The organism is Chloracidobacterium sp. D (genome assembly GCF_018304685.1).
GTDB classification, from domain to species: domain Bacteria; phylum Acidobacteriota; class Blastocatellia; order Chloracidobacteriales; family Chloracidobacteriaceae; genus Chloracidobacterium; species Chloracidobacterium thermophilum.
The window spans coordinates 850,685-874,341 of sequence record NZ_CP072635.1 but is presented as its reverse complement, the minus strand read 5'-3'; the positions used below and the strand labels follow the sequence as shown (position 1 = coordinate 874,341).

General features: G+C 62.7%; 20 protein-coding genes. 10 read left to right on the top strand and 10 right to left on the bottom strand.

Annotated elements, in window-relative coordinates:
* Positions 1-83: 83 nt before the first annotated feature.
* Genes J8C01_RS14810 through J8C01_RS14795 form a run of 4 tightly spaced genes read right to left on the bottom strand, consistent with a single transcriptional unit; the run spans position 84 to position 1,998 of the window.
* On the bottom strand, positions 84-491 hold the full coding sequence (locus tag J8C01_RS14810) for a hypothetical protein (RefSeq protein WP_211432928.1): 408 nt from the start codon (positions 489-491) through the stop codon (positions 84-86).
* 34 nt (positions 492-525) lie between these two features.
* Positions 526-1,230: a hypothetical protein gene (locus J8C01_RS14805; RefSeq protein ID WP_211432927.1), complete on the bottom strand. Its 705-nt coding sequence runs from the start codon at positions 1,228-1,230 to the stop codon at positions 526-528.
* A 51-nt stretch (positions 1,231-1,281) separates the two neighbouring features.
* Entirely contained in the window at positions 1,282-1,491 is a 210-nt protein-coding gene (locus J8C01_RS14800; protein ID WP_041569943.1) for a hypothetical protein, read from the bottom strand.
* A gap of 48 nt (positions 1,492-1,539) precedes the next feature.
* Complete coding sequence (locus J8C01_RS14795) at positions 1,540-1,998, bottom strand: tetratricopeptide repeat protein (RefSeq protein WP_014100758.1); 459 nt, start codon at positions 1,996-1,998, stop codon at positions 1,540-1,542.
* A 316-nt stretch (positions 1,999-2,314) separates the two neighbouring features.
* Here J8C01_RS14795 and J8C01_RS14790 point away from each other — a divergent pair, with 316 nt between their 5' ends.
* From J8C01_RS14790 to J8C01_RS14780, 3 genes are all read left to right on the top strand, one after another.
* Positions 2,315-3,568: an FHA domain-containing protein gene (locus J8C01_RS14790; protein ID WP_211432926.1), complete on the top strand. Its 1,254-nt coding sequence runs from the start codon at positions 2,315-2,317 to the stop codon at positions 3,566-3,568.
* 72 nt (positions 3,569-3,640) lie between these two features.
* Complete coding sequence (gene sctV, locus J8C01_RS14785; protein WP_014100760.1) at positions 3,641-5,788, top strand: type III secretion system export apparatus subunit SctV; 2,148 nt, start codon at positions 3,641-3,643, stop codon at positions 5,786-5,788.
* 256 nt (positions 5,789-6,044) lie between these two features.
* Entirely contained in the window at positions 6,045-7,379 is a 1,335-nt protein-coding gene (locus J8C01_RS14780) for a hypothetical protein (RefSeq protein WP_211432925.1), read from the top strand.
* 83 nt (positions 7,380-7,462) lie between these two features.
* Here J8C01_RS14780 and J8C01_RS14775 read toward each other — a convergent pair whose 3' ends face one another.
* Entirely contained in the window at positions 7,463-8,470 is a 1,008-nt protein-coding gene (locus tag J8C01_RS14775) for a lysylphosphatidylglycerol synthase domain-containing protein (protein ID WP_211432924.1), read from the bottom strand.
* Positions 8,467-8,979 (bottom strand): tetratricopeptide repeat protein, encoded by a 513-nt coding sequence (locus tag J8C01_RS14770; protein ID WP_211432923.1) that lies wholly within the window; start codon positions 8,977-8,979, stop codon positions 8,467-8,469. The genes J8C01_RS14775 and J8C01_RS14770 overlap by 4 nt, the downstream gene beginning before the upstream one ends.
* 192 nt (positions 8,980-9,171) lie before the next feature.
* Here J8C01_RS14770 and J8C01_RS14765 point away from each other — a divergent pair, with 192 nt between their 5' ends.
* The 6 genes from J8C01_RS14765 to J8C01_RS14740 all read left to right on the top strand — a co-directional run bounded on the left by J8C01_RS14765 (position 9,172) and on the right by J8C01_RS14740 (position 15,397).
* Complete coding sequence (locus J8C01_RS14765) at positions 9,172-10,503, top strand: dicarboxylate/amino acid:cation symporter (RefSeq protein WP_211433300.1); 1,332 nt, start codon at positions 9,172-9,174, stop codon at positions 10,501-10,503.
* Positions 10,504-10,569: 66 nt separating this feature from the next.
* Positions 10,570-11,562 carry a hypothetical protein gene (locus J8C01_RS14760; protein ID WP_014100766.1) on the top strand — a complete coding sequence of 331 codons (993 nt, stop codon included), beginning with the start codon at positions 10,570-10,572 and terminating at the stop codon, positions 11,560-11,562.
* A gap of 27 nt (positions 11,563-11,589) precedes the next feature.
* Positions 11,590-12,237: a type III secretion system stator protein SctL gene (sctL, locus tag J8C01_RS14755; RefSeq protein ID WP_211432922.1), complete on the top strand. Its 648-nt coding sequence runs from the start codon at positions 11,590-11,592 to the stop codon at positions 12,235-12,237.
* A complete protein-coding gene (locus J8C01_RS14750; protein ID WP_211432921.1) occupies positions 12,234-13,172 on the top strand; it encodes a formylglycine-generating enzyme family protein in 939 nt (312 codons plus the stop codon). Before sctL ends, J8C01_RS14750 begins: the two co-directional genes overlap by 4 nt.
* Positions 13,173-13,217: 45 nt before the next feature.
* Entirely contained in the window at positions 13,218-14,510 is a 1,293-nt protein-coding gene (locus tag J8C01_RS14745; protein WP_211432920.1) for a tetratricopeptide repeat protein, read from the top strand.
* Positions 14,511-14,626: 116 nt separating this feature from the next.
* The gene (locus J8C01_RS14740) at positions 14,627-15,397 is read left to right on the top strand and encodes a flagellar hook-length control protein FliK (RefSeq protein WP_211432919.1); all 771 of its coding nucleotides are present in this window, start codon (positions 14,627-14,629) and stop codon (positions 15,395-15,397) included.
* Here the strand turns inward: J8C01_RS14740 and trpA are convergent.
* The 4 genes from trpA to J8C01_RS14720 form a co-directional block, all read right to left on the bottom strand.
* The gene (gene trpA, locus J8C01_RS14735) at positions 15,385-16,200 is read right to left on the bottom strand and encodes a tryptophan synthase subunit alpha (protein ID WP_211432918.1); all 816 of its coding nucleotides are present in this window, start codon (positions 16,198-16,200) and stop codon (positions 15,385-15,387) included. The two genes, J8C01_RS14740 and trpA, sit on opposite strands and share 13 nt — an antisense overlap.
* 36 nt (positions 16,201-16,236) lie before the next feature.
* Positions 16,237-16,938, bottom strand: coding sequence for a 7-cyano-7-deazaguanine synthase QueC (queC, locus tag J8C01_RS14730; protein ID WP_211432917.1), 702 nt, complete (start codon positions 16,936-16,938; stop codon positions 16,237-16,239).
* A gap of 38 nt (positions 16,939-16,976) precedes the next feature.
* Positions 16,977-18,425 carry a hypothetical protein gene (locus J8C01_RS14725; protein WP_211432916.1) on the bottom strand — a complete coding sequence of 483 codons (1,449 nt, stop codon included), beginning with the start codon at positions 18,423-18,425 and terminating at the stop codon, positions 16,977-16,979.
* A 140-nt stretch (positions 18,426-18,565) separates the two neighbouring features.
* A complete protein-coding gene (locus J8C01_RS14720) occupies positions 18,566-19,903 on the bottom strand; it encodes an MFS transporter (RefSeq protein WP_249355512.1) in 1,338 nt (445 codons plus the stop codon).
* 525 nt (positions 19,904-20,428) lie between these two features.
* Here J8C01_RS14720 and J8C01_RS14715 point away from each other — a divergent pair.
* Positions 20,429-23,653 (top strand): TonB-dependent receptor, encoded by a 3,225-nt coding sequence (locus tag J8C01_RS14715; protein WP_211432915.1) that lies wholly within the window; start codon positions 20,429-20,431, stop codon positions 23,651-23,653.
* Positions 23,654-23,657: the final 4 nt, after the last annotated feature.

The following is a 23,657-nucleotide window of genomic DNA, read 5'->3' as shown; positions in this document are numbered from 1 at the left end:
AAAGAAGCGCGCCGACCGAGGGCGCGCCGCGTTCTGCTATGTGGTGGGACTGCCGACAGAGAACCAGCAGTGGGCTGCCAAAACTACATCGTCAGTTGCGCCTGCTTGACCTTGTCGGCGACAGCATCGCGTCCCGTCACCGCATCCATCAGCGTCTTGAGAGCTTCGTTGAACTTCGTCAGCGCCGTGGAAATCTTCTGCAGCCGCTCGGCAAAACTCTGCAACCGCTGGGCGAAGCCGCCGATGCCGCCAGCCGCCCGATCAAGGAAGTCTGTCGCACGTCCAAAGGGCCCGAGCGGGGGATTCTTGGCGATGTTGGTATTGTTGCCGCTGAGCAGCGAAGTTCCAATCCGTTGTACGAGGCTGGCCAACGCACCCTTGACGCCATTGCTCAAGAGGGAGGTGGCCAAGCCTTTGACCGCATTCATCGCAATACCCTTCAGCATCGGAAGGGCAACTTTCGCAAGACCAGCAAGTACCGGAAGTGGCATGATGGAATCCTCCTAAGAAGTGTGTGCGGTGTGCCTACCGCAGGTTGTTGAGCGCCTGCATCACGGCGTCATTCATGGCTTTCTGCAGGTTTGACTTTGCCAGGCCAGCCTGCGTAATCGCATCTTTGATCTGCTGAAGGGCAAATTGATATTCCTGCATCTTCTGCTGATAGCGCAAACGTTCTTCGTCGGAGGCATTCGGACCCGGCATCTGCGGCTTTTCCGGCAGGCCGAACTCATTGCTGGTGGCACGCGGCATCACCGCCGTGGAAGGTGTGGCAGAGGAAGCCGGTGGCCCAGTTGCGGCCGGTTGCCCCGTCGAAGGTGCGGAAACTTGCGCCTGCTTGACCTTGTCCTCAACCGCTGTACGCCCGGTGATGGCGTCCATCAGCGTCTTGAGGGCTTCGTTGAACTTCGTCAACGCTGAGGCAATGTTCTGAAGGCGCTGGCTGAACTGTTGAAGCCGCTGCGCGAAATCACTGAGACCTTTCGCCGTGCGATCAAGGAAATTGCTTACCTGACCAAAGGGACCAAGCGGCGGATTCTTGGCGATGTTGAGATTGCCGCCCCGGAGGAAGGAACTGCTGATGCGCTGAACCAGGTTGGTGAGTGCGTTACCAATGCCTCCCCCACGGAGAAACGAGGTGGCGATACCCAGCAGCGGATTGCTGCCAGCGACAGTTCTGAGAATCGGTACGGCCACGCGGGCAATACCACCGAGTATCTTTCCTAACGGCATGACGAGCCTCCCTTCATAAATCAGGCCCGGGTGTGACCCAGGCCCGCAGGCTTAGCGCAGGTTGTTGATCATCTGCATGATGGCGTCGTGAGCTGCCTTCTGCAGGTTCGACTTCGTCACACCTTCCTGCGTGATGGCGTTGACCGCCTGCTGGAGGGCAAACTGGTAGTTCTGCATGTCCTGCTGATACTTGAGACGTTCAACGTCTGAAGCATTGGGACCGGGCATCACTGGCTTTGGTGGAAGACCGAAGTTCGACATCGTGCGAGCGTTCCTTTCTTTGAGAGTAGGTCAAGAAGACCGGTTGGGTTACTGAATGCTGTCGCCGCCCTGCTCGGCAGCTTCCTGCACAATCTGGTGAATGCCTAGCGCAATGGCGCGGGCGCGATTGGCACCGGGGTCCTTTTCTTCGGGGTCGAGGTCAATGGCGCGTTGCAAATCAGCGATGGCTTCTTCATAACGCTCCATGCGCAGAAAGACCTCGGCGCGGTTGACGTAAGGGGCAATCATCTGCGGGTCAAGGGCAATCGCCCGTTCCAGGCTGGCGAGTGCCAACTCATCTTCCTGCGTTCGGGTGTAAAGCGCACCCAGTGCGGCGTGGGCCGCAGCACTGTTGGGATCGACTTCCACCAGTCCCTCGAAAATCGTGCGGGCGCGCTTCAGGTCGCCTTGTTCATAGTACATGGCACCGATTTCGCCCATGCGTTGGAAGTCTTCATCGGTAATGCCGAGTTGCTGGCGTGGCGTTTCGTTTCCGTTGGCACTCATCGGGAGGGTCTCCTGTACGTTCTCTGTGGTCATCGGATTCGGACGCAACCGTGAAGCCGTTTCCGCTTGCACTCTCGTTATCGAAGCGGGCGTCACAGTGTTGCGTCCAAAGCGGCAGAACCGGGAAAATTTTCTGCCCTGAGTTTGTGGCGTACGCCAGAAACATCAAGGTTACAGCGATGTGACGTTGGCCATGCACTAACCTGAAGTTTACATGTGTCGGCTAGCATGACCGAACATCGGTTGGAAAGACAAGCGCCACGGCGTGCAGCCCGGTTCGCAGGTGGCGCCGGTCGCCAGTCGGAGGAGTTTCTGAATGGAAGTCAAACTCATCGTGCGTGAGGTGGGTGCGCCACCTGCTGCCAAACCGCTGCTGGAAGACATCTGGCGCACGAGTGTCATCAGTGTGGGAAGCAGCCCCCAGGCCACCCTGCGGCTGACCGGCCTGGGGATTGCCGCCGAACACGTGATCATCTTTGAGGAAAACGGGCACATCATCTTCGTCAACCATGGTGACGGCACACGCCTCAACGGCCTGCCGGTCCGCATCGGCGACCGGCGGCCGCTGACCTTTGGCGACCGGATACACATCGGCAACTACGTCATCACGGTGCTCGACGGCAACTCCCCGGCGGCCCGACTTGATGACCCCCGGGCCACGAGCCTGCTCCAGGCAGCCACCCGTGAACTGTTCACGAGTGGACTGAAGTTCGACCTTGACAGCCTGCTGCCGGCGGCATTTCGCCCTTCCAGCCCGCGCAAGTCGCTGGAGATTCCCGAAAACGCCAGTTTTGCACAGATACTCGAAGCCCTGGTCGCGCCAGAGGACAGTTTCCGCTTCGTCATCGAGGGGGGCTACCAGCCGAACGTCTCCCTGCCGCTGCCGGCCGGGGATGCCGAAGTCCCGCTGGGATGGGAGGCTTCGGGCCTGCGCATCACGATCAACCAGCAGGAACTGGTGACGTACTGCGCACTTGTCCGCAAGACCGGAGAGCGGGTTGTGTTGCATCCGGTTCTACCCGACCATCGCCTGACGGTCAATGACGAGCCGGTGACGGAGCCACGGGTCCTCGTTGACCGTGACCGCATCCGGTTTGCCTCGCCACTGACCCGTCCGCTGGAGCGGCCCCTGCCGACGCTCGTCTTCCGTACGCCGTCCACCCTGTCCATGCTGACCGAAGCCGTGGCCACGGCACCGCTGCGGCCAACGGAGCCACTTTTGAATGGAACGCTGGCTGCTCCCGAACCTGCTGCCGGCCCATTGGAGGTGGATGATGTTCCCTTGCGCCAGGTGATGGAAATGCCGGCTGTGACCGAAGCGGACATCCGTTCCGTGGCGCCTGAATCGCCGCCATCGGCGTCACTGTCATCGGCGGCTGCGCCCGATGCGCCAGCTGTGTCGTCCGAGGTCTCATCCGGCGCGTCCCCGGCAACCGGCGGCACAGCGTCGGCAACGGGAGCCGTGACGTACTATTATCTGGGCTATTTCACCGGCATTGAACTGGCGGTCATGGCTGTGGGGACGCTTCTGGGGGCGCTGCTCGTCTATGTTTTCCTTGAAATGTTCTAGGCTGGCGGCGCTGTAGGGCGCCCGGTTTGTCCAAACGCTTCTGATTTGACGGTGACTGGTGCGGAGAAAGCTATGACTTCCCTGACTGACCAGGTGAAAAGCTTCAGCGGCATTGACTTTGCCGCGGCCCTCTCGAAAAACAGCGACATGCTCATTGCGGCCGGAATGATTGTGCTCATCGGCACGATCATCGTGCCCGTGCCGACCTTCATCCTCTCCATCCTCATCGTGGTCAACATCACCATTTCACTCGCGGTGATGATGGTGTCGCTCTACATTTCGAGTCCGTTGCAGCTTTCGACCTACCCGACCATCCTGCTGTTGACGACGCTGTTCCGGCTGGCGCTGAGCATTTCCTGTACGCGCAGCATCCTGACAAAGGGCGACGCCGGCGATGTCATCCGGGCGCTGGGAGAAATCACGGCCCAGGGCAACCTTGTCGTTGGGTTCGTGATGTTCATCATCCTGCTGGTCGTCCAGTTTCTGGTCGTGGCCAAAGGCGCTGAGCGCGTCGCCGAAGTGGCGGCCCGGTTTACCCTCGATGCGCTGCCCGGCAAGCAGATGGCCATTGACGCCGATATGCGGTCTGGCCTCATCACGATGGATGTCGCCAAAAAGCTGCGCTCGGACCTGGCGAAGGAATCCCGGCTGTACGGCGCGATGGACGGGGCGATGAAGTTCGTCAAGGGCGACTCCATCGCCACCATCATCATTGCCGTTGTCAACATCGTGGCGGGGATGACGATTGGGGTGCTGTACAAGGGGCTTTCTCCGGCTGTGGCAGCGAAGAAGTACCTCATCCTGACCATTGGCGATGGTCTCGGTGCCATTTTCGCCTCGATCTTCATCGCCATTTCAGCCGGTCTGGTGGTGACGCGCGTTGCTGGCGACGATACGGACGAAAGCAGCAACGTCGGCGCGGATATGAGCGCCCAGATGCTGGCCAATCCCAAGCCGCTGCTCGTGGTTTCGGGGCTGTTGGGTTCGCTGGCTGTCGTGGCGGTACTGGCCGGGAGCGTCGTCGCCCTGCCGGTGCTCATCGTGGCGGCCGTGGTGGCCCCGTTGGCGTTCAGTCTGCGCAAACGCCAGCAGGCGTTGGCGGCGCAGGCGGCCGAGAAGAAAGGGCCGGCAGCGGAGGCTTCCGAAAGCGACGACATCCAGCCGTCCTACACCGTCCCGATGGCGATTGTGACGAGCGCCGAGCTGGCGCCCTACATTGACCCGGAGTTTCCGGCCGGCGCGAAGTTCCGCGAAGGACTGACGGCGCTGCGCAACACGATGTACTACGACACCGGCGTGCTCATGCCGCAGATTTACGTCACCGGCAACGCCCCGCTCGAACCCTTCCACTATGTGTTTGCCGTCAAGGAAGTACCCGTGGCGCAGGGCGTCGTCAAACCGTTTCACTTCTACGTCAACGATTCGGTGGAGAACATCCGGGTGTTTGGCATTGAGGGCGAGGAAGTGCGCAACCCGGCCGATTTGCGTCCCGGCGCGTGGGTGCCAGATGAGTACCGCCTGCTGGCAGCCGTGGCTGGTCTCAAAATCTGGGAGCCAAGCGACTTTCTGCTGCTCCATATCTCGAACATTCTGCGCCGCCACGCGCACGAATATGTGGGCATCCAGGAAGCGCAGGCGCTGCTGGATTTCGTCGGGCGCGGCGCACCGAAGCTGGTGGAGGAAGTCGTCCCGAAGATTGTTTCGCTGCACCTGTTCACGGATGTCCTGCAGCGCCTCGTGCAGGAAGGCGTCTCGATCCGGGATGTGAAGTCCATTCTCGATGCGCTGGCGGAATGGGGACGCATCGAGAAGGACCCGGCGCAACTGACCGAATACGTGCGCGCCTCGATGAAGCGGGTCATTTCCTTCAAGGCTTCCGGCGGACGCGGGACGCTGTTTGTCTATCTGCTTGACCCGGAAATTGAGGACATCGTACGCGGCTCGATCCGGCGCACCTCGACTTCGGCCTTTCTGGCGCTTGACCCGACCATCAGCAACGACATCCTGGCGGCGCTGCGGGCGGAAATCGGCGAGTTGCCGCCCACGGCGCAGAAGCCCGTCATCGTGACGGATATGGACATCCGGCGGTTTGTCCGCAAGCTCGTGGAAGTGGAGTTTCCGAACGTCTCGGTGCTTTCCTATCAGGAGTTGTCACCGGATTTGACCATTCAGCCCATTGCCCGGATTGCCCTGCCGCACGGCGGGCGACTGGCGGCCTAGCCGGGTTGGGTGGGAAGCACTGCGCCGGCTGGCGCGGGCGGCCAGCGCGGTTTTTTCTGCATCCGTCAGGTTTTTTGTAGCCTGATGTTCTGGTTGTGGTATAACACTAACACTTTCTGGTGTTCCACACCTGTCCTGTTTTGGGTAGCCGAGTCTCTGCCCGGTGGAGTCCTGGTGCATTGTTTCTACCCGATGCAGCTCGGGTTCGGCCGTCGCACCACAAAGGGATCACACGCCACTTACGGAGACCAACAGAATGACAGCGCAACCTGTTTATCGCCTTTACGCCCGGCATCGCTGGCCGTCGCTGGCCGCGGTGCTGGTGACACTGCTATATGTTGCCGCCTTTCATCCCCCGGTTCTGGCGCAGGACCGGAAACCGGCCGGGACCAGTCTGCGCATGACGGTCAGTGAGACGCCGGGGCGCAACAACGGTCAGCAGACCACCGACCTGCCGCCCACGACGCTTTCTTCACCCGTCGTGCTGTGGGACAACGGCCCGTTCAACAATGTGATTGGGCTGGCTTCGGAGGAAAACACCCTTGTCCCAAGCGCCCGCACGGCGGATGACTTCGTGCTGACATCCAGCGCCACTATTCACACCATCACCTTCGACATTTACGCCGACACACCGGTCACCCAGCCCGGCGTCGTGGACATCTATGCCCACAGCGGCGGAATCGGGCCGGTCAACGCCCTGCCGCTGGCCACCTACACCTCGACGACCTTCACGGTCGTTGGGTCAGGCTTTGGCCTTGACATCCGGCGCTACACGGTGACGCTGTCGCCGCCGCTGAACCTGGCGGCCGGGCGGTACTGGGTCAGCGGGTATGTGATTGGCACTGGCAGTGGGCGCGGCTTTTTGTGTACTTCCAACGGCGCCTCGCCGAGCACCGAGCAGGAAGGTCACTTCCGCAGCGCCTTTTTTGGTTACCCGAACTGGGTTCCAACGAGCACGGTGCCTGCCCCACCACACTACGCATTTACCGTGACGGGTTTCTTCAAAACCAATGTCAACGCGAACGTGAACCTGGTGACCACACTGACCGGGCTGCTGGGGTCGGCCTGTGGGCCGAACTACCTGAACCAGTTCAACATCAACGCCAACCTGGTCAACACCGGGGCGGCGGTGCTGGGCAATCCTGAGTTTCAGGTCGTGGAACTGCAACAGGCCAACGGAACGCCGCCGCCCAATCCCTACCGGCTCAAGACGGCGGATGACTACGTGGCTTGCAACACTGGCGGGGTGGTGGGTTCAACGCAGCAGGTATCGCCAGCACCGTTCAACCTCAACCCGGGCGCTGCCGTCCCGGTGGCGTTTCAGATTGACCTGCCGGGCCCCATTCAGCCGCGCCGGTTCCGGTTTTTCGTGGATGTGTTTGCCGTGGTGGGTGGCGTTTCGGAACACGTGCCAGCCGGCGGCAAGGGGTTGAAGCGGGAGCGCCTGGGGCAGTTGGCCATCGAGGTGACGGGCTTTGACCGGAGTGGAGAGCCGCAGTTGGCAACACGGTTTGTGCCGGAGCGGAAACTGACCTGGCAAGGGATTGGCGTTGGCGTGCAGGGGGTGAAGGGGGCGCTGGTGCGGCGCTAGGAGACAGTTGAACCCCTGTGGCTGACTGGCGGGCGGACCTGCCGGCGCGCATCCAGCGCTGGAAGCTGTGTCTGCCAGAAAGGTCAGTGCCGGTAAGCGGTCGGCGGCGTTGGGGAAGCCTCAGCGCCGCCGATTGGCTTTTCCAACTGATAGCCGGAAGACACCGGCGTGTGTTGCCCAAGGTAACGCCAGCCGAAGAGCGCCGGAAGGACGCTGTTGATGACAAACAGCAACAGCGTGGCATTGACGGCCGTGGCGACCTGTACGCCACAGGTGTGCAGCAGTGCCGCGGCCGTCCCCTCGCGGACGCCCAGACCGGCCGGCGTGATGGGCACCAGATTGGTGAGCAGAATCCAGGGAAAGGCAAAGGCCACGGCCGCAAAGGCCACCGGCTCGAAGGCGCAGGCCAGCACGTACAGCGACACGACATCCAGCGCCATAAGCACAATACTGGCAAGAAGGTTGACCGCCACATCGCGCCGGCGCAGCGCCGCAAAGGCCGCCGCCAGCGTGGCCAGCTGCGTGCGTACCGGCTCCGGCAGCCGTTCCCACCGGAGCACCACCGGAACGACAGCCGGCAGCGCCAGAACCAGTCCCCCGGCGCCGAGTCCGGCCAGAACGAGCCAGCCACGCCACGCCGCTGGCGCAACGGCCGCCGTTCCAAAACCGGCTGCCATGGCGATAGCCGCCACATCGGCAGACCGATCCACAAGAAACAGCCCGCCTATGGCCAGCCGCGCGCCCGGCGGAAAAGCCGCCGCGCGGCCGACCTCGCCAATACGCCCCGGTGTCAGCAGTCCCAGCGCCATGCCGCCGAGCAGGGAGCGCCAAGCATAGGCCACCGGCAAGCCCGGCAGGACGCGCCGGAGCAGAATCCACCACTTGGCCGCCCGGATGACCAGCATCATGCTTCCCAGAAGCAGGGCCAGACCGATCCCGCCTGGCTCAGCCTGCCGCAGGGCCGCAAGGACGCCACCCAGATGACCCGACCGGGCAAGGAAAAAGAGCAGGGCCAACAGGAGCAGCCACCGGGTGACGGCCCACCACCGGCGCTGCACTCGTCCGTCCGGCGTTGCCGTTGTCGTTGTCACAACTGGAAACCATCCCCAAGCTGGCGGGTGTCACGCTGGGGCAGTGCCGTCCGCGCTAGCGGTCGCCCGCCCTGCTCGATAAACATCAGCAGCGCCCGCGCCCGCTGGATGTAGGGTGGCGGCGTTGGCTCACGGACAAGCGCCACTGCCCGCTGCAAATCAGCGCGCGCCCCGGCAATGTCACCCAGATGGAGCAGGGTTTCACCCCGGTTGATGAGCGCCACGGCGTCGTCGGGCGTTGCTGCCAGGACGCGGTTCAGATGGGGAAGCGCCCCGGCATAGTCGCGGATGCGCAGTTTGAGCGCCCCGAGCGCCGACTGGAAGTACAGCGTCGCCGGCACGAGCGCCGCCAGCCCCTCGAACACCGTGATGGCTTCCGCATGACGGCCCTGCTCGGCCAGACTGTAGCCCAGATCGGTGACAAGACGGACTTCTTCGGGCGTCCAGCCGGTCGCCGCCGCCAGCGACAGCCCTCCCTGCAACCAGTCGTGGTCCTGTTTGGTGAGCATGGGCGCTTTCACCTGAAATGTCCTGCTGCTGCGCACAACGCTACCCGTGGAAAGGCACAACTGCAAGCCGGCCTTTTCCAGTCCCCGGAAGCGCCACAGAAAACCGGGCTTTGACATTTCAGACCGGCTTTGCGAAAAACGAAACCCTTGCCTGAAAAAGGCATCTCCGGCATCGGTCGCATCCGCCCTATGTTGAAAAAGATTCCCCTGCACTGGCAAATCCTGACCGGGATGGCAGCCGGCGTTCTCATCGGCTTTGCCGCCGACCGGCTGGGGGCGCAGCAGTTCGTCAGGCACTGGATCAAGCCCTTCGGGACGATCTTCATCAACCTGCTCAAGATGATTGCCGTCCCGCTCATTCTGGCCTCGCTCATCAAGGGGACGTCCGACATGAAGGACATCGGCCGCCTGTCCCGGATGGGCGGCCGAACTCTTGTGCTGTACCTGCTGACGACCGCCGTGGCTGTTGCTCTGGGGTTGGTCATCGTCAATGTCGTCAAACCGGGCGCTGGCGTCACCCCGGCCACACGCGAAACCCTGCTGCGCGCCTATGCCGGTGAAGCCGGCCAGCGTATCAGCACCGCCCAGGCCGAGCAGGAAAAAGGGCCGCTCCAGCCGCTGGTGGACATCATTCCCGACAACGTCTTTGCCGCCACGACGGACAACCGCCGCATGCTTCAGGTTATTTTCTTCGCGCTGCTGGTCGGCATCGGGCTGATGCTTGTGGCAGAAGACAAAGCCAAGCCGGTCAAGGACTTCTTCGACGGCCTGAACGAGGTGATTCTCCGGTTGGTGGACCTCATCATGCTGGCCGCACCGGTGGGCGTCATGGCACTGCTGGCAGCCCTGATGACGGAATCGCCCAGCGCCGACATTCTGGTGAGCCTCGTCTGGTATGCACTGTGTGTGCTGGCCGGCCTCGCCGTACTGGTGCTGCTGTTCTATCCGCTGCTCGTGCGGACCTTCACCGGGAAATCCTACGGCTTCTTTGTGCGCGGCATCCTGCCGGCGCAGTTGGTGGCCTTTTCGACGAGTTCGAGCGCGGCAACCCTGCCGGTGACGATGGAGCGCGTACAGGAACATCTGGGCGTTCATGAAGAAGTCGCCAGCTTCGTCCTGCCGGTCGGGGCAACGGTGAACATGGACGGGACGGCGCTGTACCAGGGTGTGGCCGCGGTATTCATCGCACAGGTGTTGGGCCTGAACCTCGACTTGGGCGACCAGTTGAGCATCCTGCTGACGGCAACGCTGGCCTCGATTGGAGCGGCCGCCGTGCCCGGCGCCGGACTGGTCATTCTCGTCATCGTTCTGGGCGCTGCCGGGATTCCCCAGGAGGGGCTGGCGTTGATTTTTGCCATTGACCGCCCGCTGGACATGTGCCGTACCGTTGCCAATGTGACAAGCGACGCCTGTGTGTCCATGCTGGTGGCCCATAACCTGGGTCTGCTGGGCGAACCGCACGAGCGCCGCTTGGATGACTTCTATCCCAAACACACGGCGTCAGTTTCGGAGACGCCGGAATAGGCCCGGGCGCAGCGGCCCCTGGGTTTCCGACAGTCTCCGGCCGGCTGCCACGCGGAGAACAACGCCATGGGAAATCCCACCGACTGGTTACTGGCACTGGCGCTGGCGTATGAGCGCAACACCGCACAGCAGCCCATTCCGCCTTCCGAACTGTTCGCGCTTCTGCCGGCAGAGGCGCAGCAACGCCTGACTTCCCGTCAGCAGGAAATAAGCGCGCAGGATGACGCCACGGTGACGGCCTGGCTGGCGCAGACGCTCGACGGTTTGCGGCAACGGGTGCGGCAGCGGTCGCCAGCGCTTGATGAACGGGTCCATCCGTCGCACATCGCGGCGGCGCTGCGCCATGAGCCGCTCTACATTCAGCGGCTGTTGCTGGCGTCGTTGCCGGCTGCCATTGGAACGGCCGTGGCGCGCGCGCTCCGCCAGAGCCAGATACGTCTCAATATGGATGACCTTGCCCCCGTAGCCCCGGTGCTCAATGCCATCCGCCAGCGTTTCCTGAGCCAGTTTGTGAGCGCCGACCAGATTGCGCCGCTGACGGTGTTTGACGAACTGACCGAAGCTGAGTTGTACCGGGTGGCGCACGCCATGGGAGTTGCCGAGGTGGCGCTGGCCAGCTATGACCTGCCCACGACCGAGGCGGTTACGGCGCTGCTGCGGCGCTTTCCTGAAGCTGAGGCCCGCGCCATCGCCGAACAGATTGCGGCGCTGCGCGTCCGCCCCCGGCCGCCAGCGGCCGCGCGGCGGGAGTTTGCGCGCCAGCTCGTACGGACCGCCATGACCGCTCACAAACGCGACCCCGAACTGGTGATGACGCTGGGCTGGCAGGTCATCATGGTGGCGCTGCCGGCCGCCGGTGATGCCAACCGCCTGGCCTTTACCTTTCAGAAGCTGCCGCCGAAGCTCGTCCGGCGCCTGCAGGAGTGGCTCGACGCCCCACCGGCCGCCGCGCGCCCGGAGCTGCAAAAACAACTGTTTGAGGACGTTTTGCGCTGGGCGCAACATCATCGTAACCAATCTATGCCCGACTTGTCGGGCGCAGCCGTCGTGCTCAAATAGCGCCCGTCAGTCCGGCCCACGTTGTCTATGCTCGTCGTCAAGCCATCTGTCACCGACCTGCTCCCGCTCACCGGAGGGATCGTCAAACGCGCCGTCGTCGAGGCCCGCGCCGAGGCCCGGCGGCTTGTGCGTGAGGCACAGGCTGAAGCCGACCGCCGCATTGCCGAAGCCCAGGCCGAAGTGGAGCGGATTCGTACGGAAGCCTGGAAGGCCGGTTACGAAGCCGGACTGGCGGAGTTCACCACGCGCCTGCTTGACCTTCAGCGCCGCCGCGAGGCGCTGCTCAACGATGCCGAGCAGGAAGTGCTGCGCCTGGCGCTGCGCATTGCCGAGAAAATCATCGGGCGGGAGCTGGAAGTCCAGGAAACAACCCTGCTGGACATTGTCCGCACGGCGATGCGCAACCTCCGCCAGGCCAGTACCGTCACCATCTGCGTCAACCCGGCTGATGTGCCCCGGCTTGAACGGCACCGCGAAGCGATTGAAACCCTCCGGCGGGGACAGTTTGTCAACATCGTTCCCGATACCCGCGTGTCGGTAGGGGGCTGCATCCTGGAAAGCGAATCCGGTATTGTGGATGCCCAACTCGACACCCAACTGCGCGTCATCGAGCAGGCATTGCTCGAAATGCATGCCACGCAGCGGCGTGAGGCGCGCCAAAGCTCACCTGAATGAACTTTCGGACGCAACAGAAACCCTCAGACAGCGCCCGCCTGGTGGCTCTCAGTATCGCCACGGCGGTGTGCCTGTTGCTCTCTATTCTGCTGGGTAGCGGATTGTGGTTTTTCTTTGGGGGGCAGTCCTCACCGGCCCCAGTGGCTGCGCCGCCGTCCCCGCCAGCCAACCTGCCTGCGTCGCCCCCGCCGTCACCGGTGCCGCCTACGCCGGTCATCGGCACCGTTCTCATTCCGGGTGGAACGGTCGCTATGGGAGGTGTCGAGGGCATCCCCCCGCGCAAGGTTGCCGTGGAGGCATTTTTCATCTCCGAAACGGAAGTGACCAACCAGCAGTATCACGAATTCATCGTGGCCACACGCCACGCTGCCCCGGCCGGCTGGACGGGGAACAACTTTCCCGTCGGAACCGCCATGCAGCCGGTGACGAATGTTTCCTGGTACGATGCCAATGACTTCTGCGCCTGGTATAGCACCAAAATTGGCGCGACCGTCCGCCTGCCCACTGAAGCCGAGTGGATGCGCGCCGCGCAGGGCGATGACAACCTGGTGTATCCTTGGGGGCGCACTTGGCAGGACAACGTGGCCGCTTCCAAACAGACCGGCGGCAAGATATTTCCGGTCAAGAGCTTCCCGGCCGGGCGCAGCCCCTACGGCGTCTATGACCTGGCCGGCAACGTCTGGGAATGGACCAACGATGTGGAACTCGATGCCGAAGGCGCTCCGAAAACGGACGAAAAAGGGCAGACCCGGCGCATCATCAAGGGTGGCTCGGCAGATGAAGAGCCGCGTACACTGAGCCTTTTCGTACGTAAGGCCGTTCCGCCCACGGTGACGGACCCGATGCTTGGATTTCGTTACATCGTCGTGCCAAGCTCAGCACCGGCAAACAACGCCACGACGGCCGGCACGCCCCGGCCGTCCACGACGCCCTAGACCCAGGCAAACCCCTGGCGAGGTGAGCTGATGAGGTGAGGAAGCATGACCCGGCAATCTGGCGCAATGCTTGTGGGGCTGCTCATTGGGCTGATGGGTGGGAACTGGTCGGAGGCGTCCTGCCTGGCCCAGGAATCCAACATTGAGCGGCGCTTGAAGGGTGAGCCAAAGCCGGCCGAGCCGGCTCCCGACCCGGAGCCAGCACCCACCAGCGACAGAAAAGCTGCGCCACGTCCGCGAACTCCGGCACCGCCACGGAAGAAACCCGTTCCAGTAGCTGAGCCAGCCCCGCTGGCCGCCCCACCGGACGAAGCGCCACCCAAGCCACTGGACATTCTCGTGACGGTCAATGTTCCCAAGGCGGATATTCTGATTGGAGAGAAAGTGGTCGGTGTGGCCCGCCGCGACCAGCCGCTCAAGCTCCAACTGCTGCCCGGTGTCGTGCGCATCAGCGCCACAAGTGAGAACTACCTGCCCTTTTCGCAGGAAGTCGAGATCATCCCGGAGACAAAGCGCCTCGACATTGCGCTGGATTACGATGTCGGCGCCCTGTTTGCGCGCTATGAGAACCCCCGGACGACGAACCTCGTCACGGCCGAGGAGTGGGAAGCTCTGGTGGAGACGGCCAACCGCCACATCGAGGCCGGAGACCTGCGCATCGAGTACCGGGCGCTGGGGCTGTTGGGCCAGGGCCAGTTGGCGCTGCGCATTGGCGATACGGCCAGCGCCATCCCACGGCTGCTGGAAGCGACCCGGCTGGTGCCGGCTTCCTCGATTGCCAACTATGCCTTGGGGCTGGCCTATCTGGCCGCCAACCAGCCGGCCGAAGCCACCACTGCCTTCCAGCGGGCGATTGCCGCCAATCCCGTGCTGCCCATGGCGCACTACGGCCTGGGGCTGGCTTTGCTGCGGCGCGGTCAGTCGCGCGAAGCCATCGCCAGTCTGGAACGCGCTGAAGCCCTGGGTTACGCGCCGCCGGAACTGCCGTTGCAGCTTGCCCGCGCGCTGGTGGCCCAACGGGCATATAGTGCGGCCATCGAGCGCTTGCGGCCGCTGATGCTGTCGCCTTCAGTTGAGGTGCTCGTTACGCTGGGCGACGCCTACGCCGGACAGAAGAAAACCGATATGGCGCGGGAAGCTTACGAAACCGCCCTGCAACGCAACCCATCCTCGCCCTTGCCCCATGCGCGCTTGGGCGAAATGTTGTTCCGCGCCAAAAAGTACAAGGAAGCGCGCCCGTATCTTCAGCAGGCTGTGGAGCTGGACCCGGACGGGCAGCAGGTCAACACGACCGAACTGCGTACGCTGCTCCAGAAGGCTGCCGGCAAGAAAAAGTAGAAAGGCAGCAGGTGCAAAGGTGTCCGCTTGCGGGACGCAACATTGGCTGCAAAGTGCCGAAAACCTGGATGGGCCGCCATGTGCCGTTACGTTTCACTGTTCGGAGTCATGCACCAATGAAGGTCAACCCGTCGGCAAACCCGTCAGCGTCTTCCCGTCCCACCGGCAAACCGTCCACTCCGCCACCGACGCGCGGCTTTGATGACCTGCTCGGCCAGCTCGATGGACTGACCGAAGGCGAAGCCGCCGGCCAGCCTGACGCGGCCACCCCGTTGGGACAGGACTTCCTGCACGACACCCAGGCCGAAAGCGCCGGCGCGTCTGACCACAAACAGACTGCCGAAGACGACCGGAAGACCCCGACTGCCGCCGAGGATGCTGCCCGCGCGGCCATGCTCCCGACCAACCGGGAAATCCGCCCGGAAGCCACGGCCGAAGTGACGCCACGCCGTATCCTGCACGTCCTCGACATGGAAAAAATCGTGGCGACGGTGCGAACCCAGACCTTTTCCGGCAACGAAGCGCAGGCCACGATTCAGCTCAGCCATTCAGTGCTGCACGGGCTGAGCATCACGCTGCAAACTGACGCCCGCGGCCGTGTCTCGGCGGAAATCACGGCCACGACCGAAGCCGCCAAGCGCATCGTGGATGCCCACGCGCGCGAACTCAATGAACTGCTCCAGGCGCGGGGTCTCGATGTGGTTTCCTCCTCGACCAGACTGGCCGGCGCGGACGCCGGGGCGTCATCCGGCAACGGCGGCGATGGCCCGGCAGCGTCACCTTTCGGGCAGCACCAGATGACCGACACAGTGGCCGAAAGCGTGGAAACCACGGACGCCACCACCCCGGCGGCGCTGTCCGGCAGCGAGAACATCTACACGGCCTGAACGGCCGTGCCATCCACCGCAGCCTGCATCGTGCGGCAGAACTGCTCCACTGCCGGCCTGAAGTCTTCCCCGGCGGCGCGGATGATTTCAATGATCCGCGAGCCGGTGATGACCCCATCCGCGCCGAGCGCCACCATGTGTTGCGCGGCCGCCGGCGTCGAAACCCCGAATCCGACACAGAGCGGCAGGTCCACAACGGCGCGCGCCCGCTCCAGCGTCGCCCGGAGTTGGTTGTCGAAGTGCGTCTGGCTGCCGGTGATGCCCAGGCGGGAGACGACATAGAGAAAGCCCTCCGCCAGTGCAGCCAACCGCTCCAACCGCGCAGCATCGGTCAGCGGAGAGACCATAAAAATCGGCGCAATGCCGGCCTGTTTGGCGGCAGCCGTCGTCTCGTGGGCCATTTCCGGCGGCAGGTCGGCAATGAGAACACCATCCGCGCCGGCTGTGCGTACATCGGCAAAAAACCGCCCGGCCCCACGGGCCGCCACCGTGTTGTGATAGACCAGCAGACCAATGGGAATGTCGGCATCCCGTTGCCGTACCTGGGCGATGAGCGCCAGCGCATCGTCAACTCCGAAACCGGACGCCAGCACGTCGTGGGTGGCCTGCTGGATGACCGGCCCATCGGCAATCGGGTCACTGAAGGCAATGCCCAGTTCCAGCGCCGTCGCACCGCCAGCCAGCATGGCCTCGATGCTGGCCAGGCAGCGCGCCCGGTCAGGGAAGCCGAGAACGGTGAAGGGAATGAAGGCTTTTCGTCCAGCCTGGCGAAGCGCGGCAAACCGCGCGGCATACCGATTCATGGTTGGTAAGGGTTCGTTCGTGCGGGAGTGTTGGATTCAGGAAGCATAGCGCAGCGGATCGGTTGCGCCAGCCTCGGCAAATCCTTTCAGACGAAAACGGCAGCTATCACAGCGGCCGCAGGCGAGTCCTTCCGGCGTCGGGTCATAGCAACTGTGTGTCAGGCCGTAGTCTATGCCCAGCTCCAGTCCACGCCGGATGATTTCGGCCTTGGTCAGCGTGATGAGCGGCGCGTGAATCTTCCACGGCCGGGCGCCTTCAACGCCGGCGCGGGTCGCCAGTTTGGCCATGGCTTCGTAGGCGCGCAGATATTCCGGCCGGCAATCGGGATAACCGGCGTAGTCATAGACGTTGACACCCAGAAAAATATCCGTGCACGCCAGGGTTTCCGCCCAGGCGAGCGCAAAGGAAAGAAAAATCGTGTTGCGGGCCGGAACGTACGTTGGCGGAATTCCCACGCTTTCAAGCGGGCGGTCTTTGGGTACGGGCAGATCAGAGGTCAGCGCCGAACCGCCGATGGCGCGCAGGTCGAACGTCACCACCAGATGGCGGGCCACGTTGAACGCCGCTGCCACCCGGCGGGCGGCTTCCAGCTCCAGCCGGTGCCGCTGTCCGTAGTCGAACGACAGGGCATGGCAGGTGAAGCCTTCGGCCTGGGCAATGGCCAGCGCGGTTGTCGAGTCAAGTCCACCGCTCAGCAGAACGACTGCCGGGCGGGATGAGTTGGGTATCTGCGACATAGGGTGACTTCACATGCAGGCGGGGTGGGCGGCCGGCATTACTGGCGGCTGTCGAAGACAACCTTGCCGAGATCACGCTCAACCCGGCGTTGGGCGCGCAGCCGTTCGGCTTCTTCGAGTTCGAGCGTGATGATGGGAAACTCATAAAGCACCTGCCCCTGGGCATCGGTGCGTATCTCGCCGGGCAGGTCGCGCACCAGCCGCGCCAGGATGTCTTCGACGGTCTTTTTTGAGAGTGGTTCGGGCCCGCCGGGCTGATTGACAATATGCAGCACCTGTTCCGGCGTTTGCGCCCGGCCGCGGTTGAGAAAGATGGCGCGCATGACCCTGCGGCGTTGGTTTTCGGCGTTGCGGCGCGCCTCCCGCCGCAGTACCACCGGCAGGCGCAGCAGGGGCACGGCAAAAAAGATGACCGAAAAAAGCAGGGGCACGGTTCCCAGCCAGAACAGCGACAGGGCCTCCCCGAACGCACCGGACAGGATGATAAGCGAAAACAGCAGGTTGAAGCCGTTGAGAAAGACAATCAGGACATTCATCTGGGGCGTATTGCCGGTCAGAAAGTGCGGCGGCTCGTATTCGTCCCAGTAGTACACAATGCGGCCTTCATCCTCGCCGGCAGTGCGCAGCAGCCGGTCAAACAGCCCGTACATCAGCTTGCGGTCGCTAATCCGAATATCGCCCTGAAAGCGTCCGATGCAATCGGAGAACAGAAGCGCCGCCGGCGTCGAGTCCAGTCCCGTCAGCGCCTTGATTTCAGAAACAAAAAGAATGCCCTTGTTGCGGCGCACATAGGCGGCGATTTCCTTCTGGTTTTCGAGTGGGTCACGGGTTACGCGCGGCGGCCCGAAAACGAAGTCATACACGGAAGCAATAAAGCTCTTTTTGGCGGGTTGTGCCGTCTGGGCGTTCTTCGGCTGGAAGGGGGAAAGGGGGGCGGATTTGGGCTGGTAGGTTGCATACCGATAGCCATGCTGATCGGTCTGGTAGGTTGTCGTCGTCGCCGCCGTCCCCCAGTCGAAAATGGCCACGAACAGCCGCGCGGCGTAGTAGATCAGGTGAAACGGAGCCGCACTCCGCGAGCGTCGTCCCTTGCTTTTGTTGTCTCCCGCAAACAGCAGTGTAATGACGGCCATCACGAGTATGGTGAGGAAAATCAGAAAATAGACCACCAGTGTGATGGCAATCCACGCCTTGAAGAACAGGACAAAGCCTTTCCACAACAGCTCCAGAAACTCGTCGAGATATTCACGGAATGATTTTTCATCGCGGCGATGCAGTCGCGGGCCGAAGTCATAGATGAGGTCGCCGTTTTCTGTGACCTGAAGAACGCAGTCATAGCGCATGAGCAGTTCACGGAGCGCAGCTTCGGCTTCGTCAATGGACAGTCCGGTGGTTGCGGCCGCCTCAGTGAGGGTCAACCGTTTGGCGCCTTCCGCCAGCCGGCGTTCCATCACGCTGAATCGTTCTGCCGGAGTGAGGTTGGTCATAGAGGCGTTGGACTGAAGCAGGATCGGGACGAAGCAAGCATACGCAAGCTACCGCCCGCCAGGCAAAACGCGGCCGCAGGAGTCCGAAAACCCGGTTGGTGCCACCACACCGGACAAGGCGACACTCAGAGAGCGGCCACTCAGACCGGACGGTAGGCGGTGGCAGTTGCCGGTCGCTCGACAAAGAGTGTCGCGCCGGCCGCCGCCAGCAGGCTGGCCCCGCCCAGCAGCACGACATAGAGCGGGTTGCCGCCAAACACGTATTTGACGAGCGGCTGGAAGGTCAGCGCCGCCGCAATTTCAGGCAGCACGATGAAGAAATTGAAGACGCCCATAAAGACGCCCATCCGGTGGCCGGGCAGGGCGCGCGCCAGAATGGCGTAGGGCATCGAGAGAATCGAGGCCCAGGCAATGCCGACGCCAACCATGGCGACCAGCAGCCAGTAGCGGTTGGCGACGAGTCCCGTTGAGAGCAGTCCCAGCCCGCCACAGGTCAGGGCGATGGCATGGACGGTTGCACAGCCATGACGCGCTGCCAGCTTGGGCAGGGCAAAGGCCACGACAAAACAGACGACCGAATACGTGGCAAAGCAGATGCCGCCCCAGTTGATGCCTTCGTCGTAGGCTGGAGCCGCCGGATCGGCCGCTCCGAAGATATGACGCGCGATGGCCGGGCCAAAAAACAGCCACATGCAGAACAGCCCCAGCCAGGTCAACACCTGCACCACAGCCAGCCGCTTCATCACCGATGGCATGGCCGTCAGGGCATTTCCAATGTCGCCGACCCAGTCAAAGGGGCCGGACTGGGCTTTTGCCCGATGGAAAGCCTCCGGGTCTGGCGGTGGGTCTTCCGGCGTCGTCAGGACGGTGACAAGGACGGCACCCAGAAACGCTGCTGCACCAAGTTGGAAGGAGTAGAGCGTTGCCAGCGGTACGCCATTGGCGGCGCGCCCGGTGATGTCCAGCCATTCGCGCAGGATGTAGGGAAGAACATTCGCCAGTGTTGCGCCAACGCCGATGAAAAAGCTCTGCATGACGAAGCCCAGCGGACGCTGTTCGTCGTCCAGCCGGTCGGCGACAAAGGCCCGAAACGGCTCCATGCTGATGTTGATGCTGCTGTCGAGCACCCAGAGCAGCGTTGCCGCAACCCACAGCGCCGGAGCATGGGGCATGGCAAACAGCGCCAGGCTGGCCAGGATCGCCCCGGTCAGAAAGTAGGGCCGGCGGCGGCCCAGGCGCGTCCATGTCCGGTCACTCAGCGCGCCGACGATGGGCTGGACGATGAGACCCGTCATCGGCGCGGCCAGCCAGAGCAGAGGAATCTCGTCCGGCTGTGCGCCAAGTTTTTCGTAGATGGCGCTCATATTGGCCATCTGCAAGCCCCAGCCGAACTGGATGCCCAGAAAGCCGAAATTCATGGTGAAGATGTCGCCGAACGAGCGACGGCGCGACGGAACGGCAGATGGATAGGAGTCCATAGAAGTTTTGTTTTCTGGCGGCAAGAGTCAGCTTTGGATTACGGCCTGGCTGTTACCAGGGGCTTTGGGCATATCCCCGCAATACAGCCGAACAGCCGATCCGAAAACCGGGAAATCAGTTTTTTCACCTTTCAGTCAGTGGGCAGTTGACACCGTGAAACAGACTTCGTAAGTTTTCGCACGCTCTAACACGCTTATAACGCGGCGTCAACATTGATGACGCGCTTATTCCGGTCCCCCCGACGGAATGAGTCTTGCTGCTATAGCCAGCCGAAGGCGGTGTATGCCCGAAAGCGGGCCTGCGTGCCGTCCCGGTTGGTGGCAGTGCCCTGTGTGCAGATGCCTCAGCCTGACTCGACTGGATTCGGTCGCCCCCTGTTGGCTGCAATTAGAGCATCATTTCTCAGGAGGAATCTCACTATGTCTTACGCTCACCCCGCGCGAACGAGGCAACGTGTGTCAATCGCAGAAAACAGTTTGAAACCCCTGCGAACACATCACTGGCTCCGTTCGTGCGGCATAATTTTGGGCATTCTGTATAGCTTCGTCTGGCCGGCGCTGGCCCAGAGTGATACGGCGCGGCTGACCGGTGTTGTCACCGACACCAGCGGCGGCGTCATTGCCGGTGCGACCGTCACCGCCACCGAAACCGCAACGAATGCCAAGCTTGAAACAACGACCAATGCGGATGGGGTCTATGTGTTCCCGGTACTCAAAGCCGGAACTTACCTCATCGAATTTTCGGCCCCCAACTTCAAAAAAGTCTCCCGCCCGGAGGTCGTTTTGCGCGTCAACCAGGTGCTCAGCCTGAATGCCGAGCTGGAACCGGGCAACATCACGGACGTTGTCGAAGTCACGGCCGGCGCGCCGCTGGTGGAGACGGCAAGCTCGTCGGTCGGGCAGACCATTACCGGCCGGCAGATCATTGACCTGCCCATCAACGGGCGGAACTTCACCCAGTTGGCCACGCTGACGCCGGGCGTGACGCGCGGCACACCGGGCAGCAACGCCGATGGGTCCGGCGGCAACGCGGAAACCTTCCGCCAGGGCGACACCGGCTCGGCGGCGCTCTCCGTCAACGGCCTGCGGGAGCAGAACAACAACTTCACCCTCGACGGTATTGACAACAACGAGTCCATTGTCAACACCATCGTCTTTTTCCCGCCCATTGAAGCTATCGAGGAGTTTCGGGTCATCACGAGTGTGGCCCCGGCCGAGTTTGGGCGCGGTGGCGGGGCTATTGTCAGCGCCACGATTCGCTCCGGCTCGAATGATTTTCACGGCTCGGCTTTTGAGTTTTTCCGCAACTCGGCCATGGATGCCCGCGCCACCGATCTGGTCGGTGTTGTACCGCCCAAGCCGGTGTTCATTCGGCACCAGTTTGGCGGCACCTTTGGCGGCCCCATCGTCCGTGGGAAGACGTTTTTCTTTGCCGACTACCAACAACTACGGCAGCGGCTGCCGCGTGAGGAAGGGCGTACCTTCACCGTGCCGACGGCGCGCATGCGACAGGGCGATTTCAGCGAACTGCTCAACCCGAACTTTACCGGTCTGGGCGCGGCGGTGCAGATTTTTGACCCGCTGACCGGCCTGCCGTTTCCAGGCAACATCATTCCCCAGAACCGGCTCGACCCGGCCGCCGTCCGGTATCTGAACTTCTTTCCGCTTCCCGACCTGCCCGACCGGGCGCGTTTCAACTTCTTCAACCGCCAAATCCAGCGGCAGAACTTCAAGGGTGGCGACCTCCGGTTGGACCACCGGTTCACGGAACGGGATACCGTCTTTGTGCGGTTCAGCATTGCTGACGACCCGCAGTTTGATCCAGGGCGGTTGGGTATCAATGCCCAGACCGGCTTTGGTTCAGGCACGAACCGGCAGTTCAACCACAGTGTGATGGGCAACTACACGCGCACGTTCACGCCCAGCGTCGTCAATGAGCTGCGGTTTGGTTACGTCAAGCAGAACATCGAGTTTCTACCACTCGGCTTTGGGACAGACCTCAACCGTCAGCTCGGCATCCCCGGCATCAACGGCATCACCCGCGCCAACGGCATTTCGCTCATTGGCGGCGGCAACGGGGACTTTCTGGAATACCTGGGCGACTTTGGCGAGTTCATCCTCAACCAGCGGACAATTCAGTTCACCGATGCCGTGACCTGGGTTACTGGCAACCATTCGGCCAAGTTCGGGGCTTCCATCATTCAGCGCAACATCCGCTCGGTGCAGGCGGATTTCAGCAAGGGCTTCTACTTTTTCTCCGACCAGGTCGTGACCTTCACCCCTGGCGGGCCGCCGCCGGCAAGTCCGGGCCTGGGGCAGACCGGCTACCAGGTGGCGCAGATGCTCGTCGGGCGCACAGCCTTTACCACCACGGCCAACCCGGAAATCCCGGCCGCGACGACGCGCAGCTATGAGATGGGCTTTTTTGCGCAGGATGACTGGCGCATCAACCGTCGGCTGACGCTCAACGCCGGCTTGCGTTATGAGCTGTTTACGCCGTACTACGAACTCAACAACCGGATGGCCAACTTTGACCCGTTCAGTGGGCGTATCCTGCTGGCCGGGCGCGACGGCAATTCACGTTCGCTCGTGGATACCGACCGCAACAACTTTGCCCCGCGTATCGGGGCCGCGTTTGACCTGACCGGCAAGGGCCGTACCGTGCTACGTGGCGGCTGGGGAATATTCTACTCGCTGGACCGCGGCGGCATTGCCAACCAGTTGACGCAGAACCCGCCGTTCATCGTGACGCAGTTCCGCTTTGACGGTCCGGGCTCCAATGTCCGACTCAGTGATCCGATTCCACCGCCTGATCCGATCAACCTGGCGTCACCCAACCTTCCGCCCGGCACGCAGATTCGCTACACACCCCGCAATACGCAAAATACGCGGGTACAGCAGTTCAACGTTGCCTTTGAGCACCAGTTGACGGACTTCCTGGCGTTCCACATTGCCTACGTCGGCACACGCGGCGCCAACGTCACCGCCGTGACAACTGTCGGCGGCTTTGGCGATGCCGAAATCACCCGGCGGTTGACGACCATCGCCAACGTGGGTGAATCGCGCTATGACTCGCTCCAGATCAAGGTCAACCAACGGGCCTGGAAGGGATTGAGCTACCTGGCGGCCTACACCTTCGGGAAAGCCACCAACAACTCACCTGGACCGTTTCCTGGAACGGGCGGGGCCGGCCGCTCCACGCCGGCTGACCCCGGCGGACTGGCTCCGGGTCTGGCCGACTATGACGTACGACATCGGTTTACCTTTGGCTTCAATTACGACCTGCCGTTTTTCAAGGAAGCCAGCAACCGGGCCGTCCGGGCGCTGCTTTATGGCTACCAGCTCAACGGCATTGTGACGCTGCAGGGCGGAACGCCCTTCTCGGTCTTTGGCGGCGATGGCGGCCGGGCGCGACTCGTGCCGGGGCAGAACCCCAATGCCGGTCGGCGCAGTGCCGCGCGGTGGTTCAACACCGCCGCCTTTGCGCCTTCCGCCAATCCGTCCGAACAATATCCGCGCAATGCCTTTCTCCGGTCGCCGGGTATCTCCACAGTGGATGCCTCCATTTTCCGGCGCTTCACGCTCACCGAGCGCTTGAACCTGGAGTTCCGGGCAGAGGCGTTCAACCTGTTCAACAAACCCCAGCTTGGTTTCCCGAACATCTTTTTGGGCGGCGACTTCGGGCGCATTTTCTCGGTGCGCAACCGCTCGAACCGTTCGGTGCAGCTTGGCCTGCGGTTGTCCTTCTAGCCTG